Origin of the sequence: Paraprevotella clara YIT 11840, assembly GCF_000233955.1 — a bacterium.
Classification (GTDB): Bacteria; Bacteroidota; Bacteroidia; order Bacteroidales; family Bacteroidaceae; genus Paraprevotella; species Paraprevotella clara.
The window spans coordinates 86,530-98,413 of the sequence record NZ_JH376579.1 but is presented as its reverse complement, the minus strand read 5'-3'; the positions used below and the strand labels follow the sequence as shown (position 1 = coordinate 98,413).

The 11,884-nt window shown below is 49.2% G+C and carries 12 protein-coding genes; 7 read left to right on the top strand and 5 right to left on the bottom strand.

Annotation, left to right across the window (positions count from 1 at the left end; genetic code table 11):
- Positions 1 to 13: 13 nt before the first annotated feature.
- The 4 genes from HMPREF9441_RS01185 to HMPREF9441_RS19270 form a co-directional block, all read right to left on the bottom strand.
- Entirely contained in the window at positions 14 to 187 is a 174-nt protein-coding gene (locus HMPREF9441_RS01185; RefSeq protein WP_008617092.1) for a hypothetical protein, read from the bottom strand.
- A 78-nt stretch (positions 188 to 265) separates the two neighbouring features.
- Complete coding sequence (locus HMPREF9441_RS01180; protein WP_244949549.1) at positions 266 to 1,414, bottom strand: 6-bladed beta-propeller; 1,149 nt, start codon at positions 1,412 to 1,414, stop codon at positions 266 to 268.
- Positions 1,415 to 1,428: 14 nt separating this feature from the next.
- Positions 1,429 to 2,091, bottom strand: a complete 663-nt coding sequence (locus tag HMPREF9441_RS19275; RefSeq protein WP_009392051.1) for a Fic family protein — start codon at positions 2,089 to 2,091, stop codon at positions 1,429 to 1,431.
- Between the two features lie 66 nt (positions 2,092 to 2,157).
- Complete coding sequence (locus HMPREF9441_RS19270; RefSeq protein ID WP_008617086.1) at positions 2,158 to 2,553, bottom strand: antitoxin VbhA family protein; 396 nt, start codon at positions 2,551 to 2,553, stop codon at positions 2,158 to 2,160.
- Positions 2,554 to 2,764: 211 nt separating this feature from the next.
- Between HMPREF9441_RS19270 and HMPREF9441_RS01170 the strand changes: the two genes are divergently transcribed.
- The 7 genes from HMPREF9441_RS01170 to HMPREF9441_RS01140 all read left to right on the top strand — a co-directional run bounded on the left by HMPREF9441_RS01170 (position 2,765) and on the right by HMPREF9441_RS01140 (position 9,623).
- Positions 2,765 to 3,388 (top strand): ribonuclease HII, encoded by a 624-nt coding sequence (locus tag HMPREF9441_RS01170; protein ID WP_008617085.1) that lies wholly within the window; start codon positions 2,765 to 2,767, stop codon positions 3,386 to 3,388.
- 3 nt (positions 3,389 to 3,391) lie between these two features.
- The gene (locus HMPREF9441_RS01165; RefSeq protein ID WP_008617084.1) at positions 3,392 to 4,306 is read left to right on the top strand and encodes a helix-turn-helix transcriptional regulator; all 915 of its coding nucleotides are present in this window, start codon (positions 3,392 to 3,394) and stop codon (positions 4,304 to 4,306) included.
- A 57-nt stretch (positions 4,307 to 4,363) separates the two neighbouring features.
- The gene (locus tag HMPREF9441_RS01160) at positions 4,364 to 4,675 is read left to right on the top strand and encodes a hypothetical protein (RefSeq protein ID WP_008617083.1); all 312 of its coding nucleotides are present in this window, start codon (positions 4,364 to 4,366) and stop codon (positions 4,673 to 4,675) included.
- 364 nt (positions 4,676 to 5,039) lie between these two features.
- Positions 5,040 to 6,560, top strand: a complete 1,521-nt coding sequence (gene gpmI / locus HMPREF9441_RS01155) for a 2,3-bisphosphoglycerate-independent phosphoglycerate mutase (RefSeq protein ID WP_008617081.1) — start codon at positions 5,040 to 5,042, stop codon at positions 6,558 to 6,560.
- Positions 6,561 to 6,766: 206 nt separating this feature from the next.
- Positions 6,767 to 7,429 (top strand): uracil-DNA glycosylase, encoded by a 663-nt coding sequence (ung, locus tag HMPREF9441_RS01150; protein ID WP_008617080.1) that lies wholly within the window; start codon positions 6,767 to 6,769, stop codon positions 7,427 to 7,429.
- Between the two features lie 27 nt (positions 7,430 to 7,456).
- Entirely contained in the window at positions 7,457 to 8,041 is a 585-nt protein-coding gene (locus HMPREF9441_RS01145) for a DUF3109 family protein (RefSeq protein WP_172634899.1), read from the top strand.
- 304 nt (positions 8,042 to 8,345) lie between these two features.
- Complete coding sequence (locus HMPREF9441_RS01140; protein WP_008617077.1) at positions 8,346 to 9,623, top strand: hypothetical protein; 1,278 nt, start codon at positions 8,346 to 8,348, stop codon at positions 9,621 to 9,623.
- A gap of 123 nt (positions 9,624 to 9,746) precedes the next feature.
- Here HMPREF9441_RS01140 and gyrB read toward each other — a convergent pair whose 3' ends face one another.
- Positions 9,747 to 11,714, bottom strand: coding sequence for a DNA topoisomerase (ATP-hydrolyzing) subunit B (gyrB, locus tag HMPREF9441_RS01135; protein ID WP_008617076.1), 1,968 nt, complete (start codon positions 11,712 to 11,714; stop codon positions 9,747 to 9,749).
- Positions 11,715 to 11,884: the final 170 nt, after the last annotated feature.

The window sequence follows — 11,884 nt, the reverse complement described above, 5'->3', positions numbered from 1 at the left end:
TTTGATACGCTTTTTAGTTCCACTCCTCCCACGTGTACATATCCCTTTCTTCGTGCGTCAGGGTGTAGAGTGCTTCGTAAGCTTCTTCTTCGGTTGAACCGTAAGCATAACAAGATGGATTTTGCAGTTGATAAGCTAAAAATCCGTCAGTTGTTTCTTCAATGCCGAATGAAATCTGTGTATCCATAATCTTTATGATTTTTAGTCAGGGCAAAGGTAACCGTTTATTGTTTCAAACTCGTGAAAAAGACGATAAAATCCCTTTTCATTCCGCGTGTTTGAATTTATAACGGACGAGTACGGGATTGGATACGTCCGTCAGCCGTGCGGCCGTTTCTTCCAGTTCTTTTCGGTAGCGCGGTTCGGGGGATATGCGCGGCATGAAATGTTCCACGTGCATGAGGAAGTCGAAAGCCGGGCAGATTTCGTATACATAGCCGTCTTCCATGGCAAACTCACACAGTTCGATGCGATACGTATGGTTGACATCCAACGTCCGCCCATGCTTCACCACTTCCTGCCGTTCACGGTCGTAGACTATCCAGTTCCAGTCGTCACCGTAGTGGTATTGCAGGAAAACAAGCTTTCCGTTCCCGAAAATCCTGTTGATGCCCGTCACGTATTGCCGGTAGAGTCCTTTGCGCATGATTTCCAATAGGTTCAGGTGATGGTATTCCTCCGGGAGGGCGTGTCGCCCGAAGTCGATGTGCACGAGTGGCATGCATCCTTCCGGCGTGATGAGGAACACGGTGTCGTCCGGGGCTTGGCAGAAGAGGAGGCCGCCTTGTCCGTCCGTGTCATATTCCTTGCTTGAGCCGAACCCCCTGTCCGGATTGAAGGGGATGAACTTGTTCCGAAACGTGCCTTCACGGTCAAACTGGAAAACGTGGAAAGCCCCGGCTTCGGGCGTGCTGCCTTCGTTGACGAGGAACAAGGCTTCGTCTGTGGCAAAAATGCTGTTGGCATAATAGCCGTCTATGTCCCTCTTCCGGATGAACCGCCCCTGTGTGTCACATTCCAGAATCTTTTGCCCGATATGGTCCAACAGGTAAAGGCGTTCGTCCGTGGCATGGAAGTCCGAGAGCCACAAGTATTCGTTGCCCGCCTTTCCGCGCCGGTCTATGGAGAAGTCGAGTGTCCCGTCCGCGTGGAACACATGCAGGCAATGCGTCTCTTCGTCCAGAATGTATATCTTGTCTCTGTGTGTCTTGAGACGGGTGGCGTTTGTTATCGGTTTTTCCGTGTCGGCCAAGGGGATGAGGGCGCAATCGGCCGTGTCCAGCCACTCGTCGGCGGCAATGGAGTTTTCTGCTTCGTCCGGGTCGATGCGGACGGAAACCGTATGTCCTTTTTGGGACGCGTGGTGGCAAGACAGGAGGAGCAAGACCGCGAAGAAGTAAAATGCCTTTTTCATAGGATTATGTCTTTTCATTGCGGAAGCTTTTTTAAGTCGTTATATAAAGCCAGACCTTTAACTGTGAGCAAGTATTTTTGTCTTGGATGATTGGGCTTGTCGGGGTAAAGTACTTTGAGGATACCGGCTTCCAAAGATGGAGCTATATAATTTCCCAAGAATGTCGGACGGTGCTTCAAACCGACTTTTTCCATCAAGGTTTTTAATGGCAACTGTCCGTCAGACAGGGCGAGCAATAGGGTACGAACTTGTTCGGTTACTTGTACGGTAGGTTGTTCGGTACTTGTTCGGGTTTCGTGTTGTGTCTGTTCCGTAACCCATTCTTCCGGTGCATGGACTATCATATACCGATTTCGCAATTCATGGTTTTCTCCCAGCAGCAAATTGCGGAAAAAGCGTTTCAAATACTCTGAATCACGCATAACGCCTTTCTGGATATTCTGGTAGTTGGCTCGTACCAGTGCATTACGGAAATACCACGAGTGGTGGGCGAATAGGTCGTTCGTTATATTGAAACCCATGGAACGGAGATAGAGAATTGTAAATACGGCAGTCGTTCGGGTGTTTCCTTCACCGAATGGATGGATTTGCCATAAACCCGATACGAATTGGGAGATATGGTTCACCAGTCCGTTTGGGTCTACTTTGGAATAATCGAATTGGCGTTCTTGTTCCAAATCGTATTCGATAGCCTTACGAATATCGGGGGCAGAAACATATAGTACCGTATCGCCACGAAGAACCTATTCCTTTTTAGTAATGTTGTAGTCGCGTATCTGTCCTGCAAACTTGAATATACCTTCAAAGATCCGGCGATGAATGGATGTCAGTCCGACCAATGTAAAGGCGAAAGTCTTTTCGGTAAGAAGTTGGCGGATGTGGGTCGATGCGGTATCGGCTTCGTACGTTTCCGAATCTTCGGGAGTACGCGATGCTTTCGATTGGTAATAGCTTCTTATCAGTTGTTTGGCTTCATTAAATGTAATTTCGCCTTCAATATCTTTGCGTGCTGTCTCGATGAGGTAATCGGATGGCTTCAGCCCGTCTACAGCTTGTAGGCCGATGGCTGTTTGCCATGCGTAACTTTTCTCTCGCTTTTGCGGTTCGCCTTGGCGTATATATTCGTCGAAGTCAATCATATAAATCTATTGTTTCAGGTGAATTTGATATCGAAAAATGATTCTTAGTGGTCAAAATTACAGAGATTTATTGTATGTCAGATGCTTTTTGCAAAGAATTTGTTTTCGGGTAGGAAAATAAATACGAAGATAGGAGGCGGCTCGGCAGTTTTTCGCTCAAAAGCAAGCTTTTGGCTTGCAACTGCTCTCACCTTTCACTATCTTTGCCACCATGTTATTACCGTATTTAAATCCAGATGTGACAGAGGCCGGTCTCGACGAGGCCGGGCGCGGCTGTCTGGCCGGGGCGGTGTACGCCGCGGCGGTCATCCTGCAGAAAGATTACCGCAATGAGATGCTCAACGACTCCAAACAGTTGAGCGAAAAGAAGCGGTATTTGTTGCGCGAACAGATAGAGCGGGACGCATTGGCATGGGCCGTAGGTGTCGTCACGCCGCAGGAAATCGACGAAATCAATATCCTCAACGCTTCGTTCCTTGCCATGCACCGGGCACTCGACCAGTTGGCTGTTCGTCCGGAGGCTCTTTTGGTGGACGGAAACCGTTTCAAGCCTTACCGGGACTTGCCGCATACCACCGTAGTGAAAGGCGACGGGAAATATATGAGCATTGCCGCCGCTTCCATTTTGGCCAAGACTTACCGCGACGATTATATGCTTCGCTTGCATGAGGAATATCCCGTGTACCATTGGGATTCCAACAAAGGTTATCCGGCCAAGGCGCACCGTGAAGCCATCCGCCGCCATGGCGTGACGCCCTATCACCGGATGAGTTATAACCTGTTGGGAGACGGACAGATGGAACTCTTTGCTCCCGCCGAGACGAAAGGGCGATGACCGATGGAACTGGGTATTTTTGAACGGCAGTTGAGGCTGATGGTGCTGCTCACGCAAAACCGTGAATATTCCCTGGAGGAATTGTGCCGCAAGCTGGACATGAGCCGCCGTACGTTGTATCGTTATCTGGAACTGTTCCGCGACATCGGTTTCGAGGTGGTCAAGCAGGGTAACGTTTACCGTCTTGATAAGTCATCGCCTTTCTTTAAGGAAATCACCCAGTTAGTCCATTTCACCGAAGACGAGGCACTCACATTGCGGCACGTGCTCGACATGGCCTCCGGCACGGATGTACAGGTGCGTCATTTGCGCCATAAACTGGAGCGTATTTATGATTTCGGGATATTGAATGCGGTGGAAGCCGACCCGGGGCAGGCAGAAAAGCTTCAGCAGTTGTACGAAGCCGTGAAACTCCACCGTCAGGTGGTGTTGCACGATTACAGTTCCGCCCACAGCAACCAGACGAGCGACCGTGTGGTGGAACCCTATTTGTTTCTGGACCATCACGACGGAATTCGCTGTTACGAACTGCAAAGTGGCAAGAACAAGACGTTCAAGGTGAGCCGTATCGGCAGGGTGGAAGTTTTGGATTTGTTGTGGAGCCACGAAGAACAGCATGCGAGGGTGTACACCGACCTGTTCCGTTTCAGCGGCGAGGAACGCCACCGGGTCGTGTTGCGGCTCGGCCGTTTGGCGTGCAACCTGTTGAAGGAAGAATGTCCGCAGGCCGTCCGCTCGTTGCAGCCCGACGGGGCGGATCATTGGTTGTTGTCGACGGATGTGTGTAGTTTTCAGGGCGTGGGACGGTTCGTGTTAGGGCTGTTTGAGGATGTGGAAGTGCTGGAGTCTCCCGAATTCAAGCTGTTTTTGCAGGAGAAAATCAAAGATTTAACAAAAAAAGTAGGTGTTGTGTCGTAGATTGACACGGCGGTATCGTTTCTTTGCGTCATGAAGTTCAACCTTTAAAACTTTACGATGATGAAGAAAGAAATGATTCTGCCGTCCTCTTCCGTCCGTTCCGGACAGTATGCGGCTTCCCGTCCTCCCGTATTTGCGGCTCTCAAAGGTTATTGTTTGCGCAGCAAGGCGGTGCACTCCCTTTCCGCGTTCTACAGCCGTTTGTTGGAAACTCGCGTCACCCCTTTGCAGACGCTGCATCTTCTTCATGCACAACTGGCTTTTGTCCTGATGGTTTTTCCGATCCCGTTTTCTCCTTTTGTCCGTTTTTTGTTCTTGGGATGGTTTGCCTTGACGGTGGCGCAGTGCCGTCGTGCGGGATTGAAATAAACGGTACGGTCGGAGGGCTTTGAGGACTGTCTGACCTGAAATGCCGGCAGATTGCAATAGCTTGTTTATAAGTGTATTATGTTCCTCCTTAATTTCGGATTTTTTTCTGCGCCAAACGGAAAATCAATCTCAGGCGATTGATTTTTCGTTCGGCTGAGATTGATTTTCCATTCTCAGCACATCGTGGAAACGAATGGCAGGGGCTTGAAAAAGTTTTGTCTTTTTGCCCATCGTACCAGGAGGTATGGGGAGGGCATAGAGATAAAAGGTGTGAAATTCCTTCGCAGGCGGGAGTATTCTCGAAAACTATTCGTAAATTTGCACGGATAACGAGAAGGATAATCATTCTAAAAAATATAAAATTATGGCAAAGAAAGCACTTTTAATGATTCTCGACGGTTGGGGAATGGGTAATCACGGCAAGGGTGATGTAATCTTCAACACTCCGACACCGTATATGGACTATTTGGCCCAGAATTATCCGATGTCGCAGTTGCAGGCTTCGGGTGAGAACGTGGGACTGCCCGACGGACAGATGGGGAATTCCGAGGTGGGTCACCTCAATATCGGCGCAGGCCGTATCGTGTATCAGGATTTGGTGAAAATCAACCGTGCCTGTGCCGACGGCAGCATCTTGAAGAATCCCGAAATAGTTTCTGCCTACGAATATGCCAAGCAGAACGGCAAGAGCGTGCATTTGATGGGATTGACCTCTACCGGTGGTGTGCATTCCTCGTTGGATCATCTGTTCACGTTGTGCGGCATTTCCAAGACTTACGGCATCGAACATACTTACGTGCATTGTTTCATGGACGGCCGCGACACCGACCCGAAAAGCGGTAAGGGTTTCATCGAACAGTTGCAGGCTGAATGCGAAAAGACGGGTTGCGTCATCGCTTCCATCATCGGCCGTTTCTACGCCATGGACCGCGACAAGCGTTGGGAGCGTGTGAAAGAGGCCTACGACCTTTTGGTGAAAGGCGAGGGCAAGCAGGCAACGGATATGGTGGCTGCCATGCAGGAGTCGTACGACGAAGGCGTGACTGACGAATTTGTGAAGGCTATCAACAATTCTACGGTCGACGGAACTATCAAGGAAGGCGACGTGGTGATTTTCTTCAACTACCGCAACGACCGTGCCAAGGAGCTGACCGTAGTGCTCACCCAGCAGGACATGCCGGAGCAGGGTATGGCGACGATACCGGGCTTGCAGTACTATTGCATGACGCCGTACGATGCCAGTTTCAAGGGCGTGCACATCCTCTTCCCGAAAGAGAACGTGCAGGACACGTTGGGCGAATACCTCAGCAAGAAGGGCTTGAAGCAGTTGCACACGGCTGAGACGGAAAAGTATGCCCATGTGACGTTCTTCTTCAACGGAGGGCGTGAGACTCCGTTCGAGGGTGAAGACCGTATCTTGGTTCCGTCTCCGAAAGTGGCTACGTACGACCTGAAGCCGGAGATGAGTGCGTACGAGGTGAAAGACAAGCTTGTAGCTGCCATCAAGGAAGATAAGTATGACTTCATTGTGGTGAACTTTGCCAATGGCGACATGGTCGGCCATACGGGTATTTATACAGCCATAGAGAAAGCGGTGAAGGCCGTGGACGAATGCGTGAAAGAAGTAGTGGAGACGGCCAAGGCCATGAACGATTATGAAGTGATTATCATTGCCGACCATGGCAATGCCGACAATGCCGTGAATCCGGATGGTACGCCCAATACGGCGCATTCATTGAATCCTGTTCCGTTTATTTATGTGACGGCCAACAAGGAGGCTAAGGTTGAAAATGGTATTCTGGCCGACGTAGCACCTTCCATCCTGCATATCATGGGGTTGGAACAACCTGCCGACATGACGGGCAAGAACTTGATAAAAGATTAATCTCTTCGAATAGAAGTTTTCGGGCAAGGTTTCCGCTGTCAGGGGCGTGGGGGCCTTGCCCTTTTTTTGTCCTCTCTTGTGTGTCGGCATTTCTTCTCTATCATGGCGTGGAGAAGCCTTTGATGTGCCGATGGTCTCAAAAATGGGAATAAATCTCCGGATTACCGAAAAAAAGCTTTATTTTTGTCTTTCTAAAGAAATAGTTTATGGATGTACAAATAGAACCGAGCTGGAAACAGCATTTGGCTCCGGAATTTGAGAAGCCTTATTTCGTGAAGTTGACGAATTTCGTTCGTCAGGAGTATCGTACGACGACTTGTTATCCTCCGGGAAAGTTGATTTTTAATGCTTTCAACCTCTGTCCGTATGACAAAGCGAAGGTGGTTATTATCGGACAAGACCCTTATCACGGGCCAGGGCAGGCGCATGGTTTGTGTTTTTCCGTCAATGACGGAGTCCCCTTTCCGCCGTCCTTACAGAATATATTCAAGGAAATACAGACGGATTTGGGGACACCTGTGCCGCAAAGCGGGAACCTGACCCGTTGGGCGGAGCAGGGTGTGTTGTTGCTCAATGCCACACTGACGGTACGTGCCCATCAGGCCGGTTCGCATCAGCGTCAGGGATGGGAAGAATTCACCGATGCAGCCATCAAGGCACTGGCCGAGGGGCGTGAACATCTGGTTTTTATACTTTGGGGTTCTTATGCCCAGAAGAAAGGAGCGTTTATCGATCGTAGCCGACATCTGGTACTGGCTTCGGCTCATCCGTCTCCGTTGTCTGCCTTCCATGGTTTCTTCGGGAACAGGCATTTCAGCTTGGCCAATGCTTATTTGGAGCAACATGGGGAAACACCGATAAACTGGTAGGATGTCATGAAGAACGACCGTATACCTATGATTCAGATAGACGATACCATTATCTCTATCGATTGCCTGAGCGAGAAGTTTTGTTGCGACCTCGATGCATGCAAGGGGGAGTGTTGCATAGAGGGAGATGCGGGTGCACCTGTGGAATTGGACGAAGTGGCCGAGCTGGAGGAGGCTTTGCCGGTGGTATGGCCTTGGTTGTCGGCTTCGGCTCAGGCTGTGATCGACCGGCAAGGGGTTGTCTATACGGATGAGGATGGCGATTTGGTCACCAGCATTGTCAACGGAAAAGATTGTGTGTTCACGTGTTATGACGAGCGCGGTTATTGTTATTGTGCTTTGGAGAAAGCTTACCGCGAAGGGAAGAGTTCGTTCTACAAACCGTTGTCCTGCCATCTTTATCCCATCCGTTTGAAGAAGATTGGTGATTGTGTGGCGTTGAACTACCATCGTTGGGATGTATGCAAAATGGCCGTGATGAAGGGCGGGCATTTGAATCTTCCGGTTTACCGTTTCCTGAAAGAACCGCTCATACGCCGTTTCGGCGAAGAATGGTATACGGAACTGGAAAGTGCAGTGAAGGAATTGAAAGAACAGGGCTACTTGGAATGAAATCCGATATGCAGGGATGATGTGAATCGTAAACCGTCCGACAGTATAGGCTTGTTCTGCGAAAGTAAAAAAATATCAGTCGCTCTCTTCCCAAGAGAGCGACTGATAATGCAAAAATACCATAATTATTTGAGAAAGAAGAAAGAACAATGCAAAATCTTTTAGCATTGTCCAACAAAATGAGCAAGCTGCTTTAAATCATGTGGTTTGGCACCATCGTCTGGCATTCATTCATAATGTTTTAAATACGTCAGTCGCTCTCTTGGGAAGAGAGCGATTACTTATTAATTAAAAACATTAAGTTATGAAAAAGTTAAGTTATTTATGGACATTGCTCTTGGCTTTGATGGTGGGAGTAAGTTTTGTGTCGTGCGACGATGATGATGAGGGAGACGTTGGTGCACCTAAAGAGTTATTAGGGACATGGTTGTGGTACGGAGAAGAAATCACATTCAATGCCAATGGCAGTGGCGTGCTTGTAGAGGATGGCGAGAGTTATCCGTTCTCGTTTACTTATGATGCAGCTTCTAAAACGTTGACCGTCTCGGCCGATGGTGAAGTTATGCGTTGGACTATCGTTTCGATTTCAAACTCTAAAATGGTTGCTGTGGATGAGGATGGATATGAGGATGTTTTCTTACGTCCGGGAGCATCCGGAGGTGATGGCGAAGAAGGGGGCGATGTTTCTCAGTCGGCGCCTGAGTATGATACATCAGCTCCGGTTGATTTGCCTGATGCCGGACGTTATGCGGACGTAAGCGGAAAATATGAAGTCAATACGACTGAAATACCTTACAGTTCTATTGAACTGACGGCTGGCGGGCAGTATGTGGCGATGAAGGCTTCGTCTTATCCTTATAGCGTGAAGGCCGTGGCGCGTAAGACTACAAAGGTGGCCGGTTTGTTCAACCGCCGTCCGGTGTTCAAGCGCAATTTCAATAATTCGATATTGGTAGCTGGAAGTTTTGAACAAATCAGTGACAATGAATACAGCCTGGAGGGATTCGGCACGTTGGTGATAGACGGGCGTGACGGAAACGGCAATATATCGGCCTTCAAGCTGATAGGCAGTGATGGTACGGTGACGGATGTACCCGTCCGGAAGGCTGCGAATGTAGACGATGACCTGACGGGAAATTCCGGCAATCTCTGTCGCATGTGGACTACTGTGGAAGAACGCGCACAGTATTATATGGAACGCATAGCCATATATGATGCCATTTACCGTGTGGATGCCGATGATGTGACTACGTATGTGAACCGTTACGGTATAGATTGGGCGGAAGACGGTATTTTTGATACAGGAGGTGATGCAATGGTACGTGTGCTTTTCTCACAGGCAGGTACTTACTTGCAGTTTTACCGTGACGGTTCGATGGAGCTTTCCTATTGGAAATGGGCAGATAAGGCCAATGGTACATTGTATGCCTATGATGAGGGTGAGATGGCCGACGGAGCCACAGCCACAGCCGTTTTCTATGGAAACCGTGTCAATGTGATAGAGAACTTTACGGACTATTCTGAAGAAGATGACCTCGTTCTGAGAAGTATCTATACCACCGTATTGGAAGCTGCCTATTGATGGCGGGAAAAAAGGCCTGTTTTCTTATGAGAGGTATGAAGGCTTACCTCTGACTATTAAGCCGCTTTAGCTCATTGTTCGAAGCTAAAGCGGCTTAATAGTTAAATGAAGATTGTAGGTTGCTTATGCGTCGATATTCGCATAAGTAGCGTTCTGTTCGATGAACTCACGGCGTGGTCCGACATCTTCTCCCATCAGCATGGAGAATACGTAATCGGCTCCGGCTGCGTCTTCGATGGTGACTTGCTTCAACAGGCGGGTTTCCGGGTTCATGGTAGTTTCCCATAACTGTTCCGGATTCATCTCTCCCAAACCTTTGTAACGTTGGGTCGTCATACCTTGTTCGGAACCGTTGTTATATTGTTGCATGAAGCGCAGGCGGTCGGCTTCCGTGTAGCAATACTCTTCGATTTTACCCTTCTTGCAACGATAAAGCGGAGGAGTAGCGATATACAAGTGACCCTTCTGGATGAGTTCGGGCATGTAGCGGTAGAAAAGTGTCATCAGCAGTGTGTCGATGTGGGAACCATCGACATCGGCATCGGTCATGATGATTACTTTATAATAGCGTAGCTTTTCATAATTGGCTTCCTTGCTGTCTTCGCCTAAACCGAAACGTACGCCCAAAGCTTGTATGATGTTGTTCACTTCCTCATGTTCAAAGGCTTTGTGCCACATGACGCGCTCCACGTTGAATATCTTACCGCGGATGGGGAGGATAGCCTGATATTGACGGCTGCGCCCTTGTTTGGCAGAGCCGCCGGCCGAATCACCCTCGACGATGAACAATTCGCAGTTGGCTGCATCCTTGTCCGAACAGTCGGCCAATTTGCCCGGCATGCCACCGCCCGACATCGGACTCTTGCGCTGTACGCTTTCACGGGCCTTGCGGGCAGCCACACGTGCTGTCGCAGCCAGAATGACTTTGTCCACAATCAGTTTGGCTTCTTTCGGATGCTCCTCCAAATAATAGCTTAAGGCTTCGCCTACGGCTTGCTGTACGGCGCCGGCTACTTCGCTGTTACCCAATTTGGTTTTGGTCTGCCCTTCAAACTGCGGTTCGGCTACTTTGATGGAAATGACGGCGGTGAGCCCCTCGCGGAAGTCCTCGCCGGAGATTTCCACTTTGTTCTTCTCCAGCTTTTCCAATTCCTTGGCGTATTCGTCTTCAGCGTATTTCTTCAGCGTACGGGTCAGTGCCGTGCGGAAACCGGCCAAGTGCGTACCGCCTTCTATGGTATTGATGTTGTTGACGTAAGAATGGATGTTTTCCGTATAACCGTTGTTGTACATGATGGCTACTTCGATAGGAACCCCTTGCTTTTCCGTGTTCAGGTATATCACGTCGTTGAACAGGTGGATACGGCTGGAATCAATGTAGCGCACGAATTCTTTCAGACCGTCCTTGCTATGGAATGTCTCGCTGCGCGGCACACCGTTCTCATCCTTCTCGCGCATGTCGGTCAGGGTAATTGTGATACCGGCATTCAGGAATGCCAGTTCGCGCATACGGTTAGCCAGAATCTCATATTTGTAAGTCGTAGTAATGAAGATGCTGCCGTCCGGCCAGAACTGTTGGCGTGTGCCCCGAAGTTCGGTTTCGCCTACGACCTTGACCGGATAGAGCGGCTTACCGCATTCGTATTCTTGCTGGTAGATCTTGCCTTCCCGGAAGACTTGCGAAAGCATGTGGGTAGAAAGGGCGTTTACGCAAGACACACCGACACCATGAAGACCTCCGGACACCTTATAGGAGCCCTTGTCGAACTTACCGCCCGCATGAAGTACGGTCATGACGACTTCCAATGCGGACTTGTGCTCTTTTTCATGCATGTCTACCGGAATACCGCGGCCGTTGTCTTGTACGGTGATGGAGTTGTCTTCGTTGATAGTGACTTCTATGTGCGTACAATAACCGGCAAGTGCTTCGTCGATGGAGTTATCCACGGTTTCATAAACCAAGTGGTGCAAACCTTTCTCGCTGATGTCTCCGATATACATCGCCGGACGTTTGCGTACGGCTTCCAGTCCTTCCAGCACCTGAATGCTGCTGGCCGAATAATTTGTGCCTTTTATTTCTTCTTCTGACATAGTTTTAATTCGTTCATATTTAACGCACAAATATACGCAAAAACTTTGAAAGGGGAAAGGAAAAAGGAGGGTTTTGCCCTTTATGTAACCGTGAAAATCCTATAGGTTTGTCGGGTTTAGACGAGGATGTTTGCTTGCGTCGGTCGAAAAGTGTAATTTTGCCGTTTAAA

Excerpts from the sequence above, each read along its gene's own strand:
- HMPREF9441_RS01185 (WP_008617092.1), bottom strand. The coding sequence starts at position 187 with ATGGATACACAGATTTCATTCGGCATTGAAGAAACAACTGACGGATTT.
- HMPREF9441_RS01180 (WP_244949549.1), bottom strand. The coding sequence starts at position 1,414 with ATGAAAAAGGCATTTTACTTCTTCGCGGTCTTGCTCCTCCTGTCTTGC.
- HMPREF9441_RS19270 (WP_008617086.1), bottom strand. The coding sequence starts at position 2,553 with ATGATTGACTTCGACGAATATATACGCCAAGGCGAACCGCAAAAGCGA.
- HMPREF9441_RS01170 (WP_008617085.1), top strand. The coding sequence starts at position 2,765 with ATGTTATTACCGTATTTAAATCCAGATGTGACAGAGGCCGGTCTCGAC.
- HMPREF9441_RS01165 (WP_008617084.1), top strand. The coding sequence starts at position 3,392 with ATGGAACTGGGTATTTTTGAACGGCAGTTGAGGCTGATGGTGCTGCTC.
- HMPREF9441_RS01160 (WP_008617083.1), top strand. The coding sequence starts at position 4,364 with ATGATGAAGAAAGAAATGATTCTGCCGTCCTCTTCCGTCCGTTCCGGA.
- gpmI (WP_008617081.1), top strand. The coding sequence starts at position 5,040 with ATGGCAAAGAAAGCACTTTTAATGATTCTCGACGGTTGGGGAATGGGT.
- ung (WP_008617080.1), top strand. The coding sequence starts at position 6,767 with ATGGATGTACAAATAGAACCGAGCTGGAAACAGCATTTGGCTCCGGAA.
- HMPREF9441_RS01145 (WP_172634899.1), top strand. The coding sequence starts at position 7,457 with ATGATTCAGATAGACGATACCATTATCTCTATCGATTGCCTGAGCGAG.
- HMPREF9441_RS01140 (WP_008617077.1), top strand. The coding sequence starts at position 8,346 with ATGAAAAAGTTAAGTTATTTATGGACATTGCTCTTGGCTTTGATGGTG.
- gyrB (WP_008617076.1), bottom strand. The coding sequence starts at position 11,714 with ATGTCAGAAGAAGAAATAAAAGGCACAAATTATTCGGCCAGCAGCATT.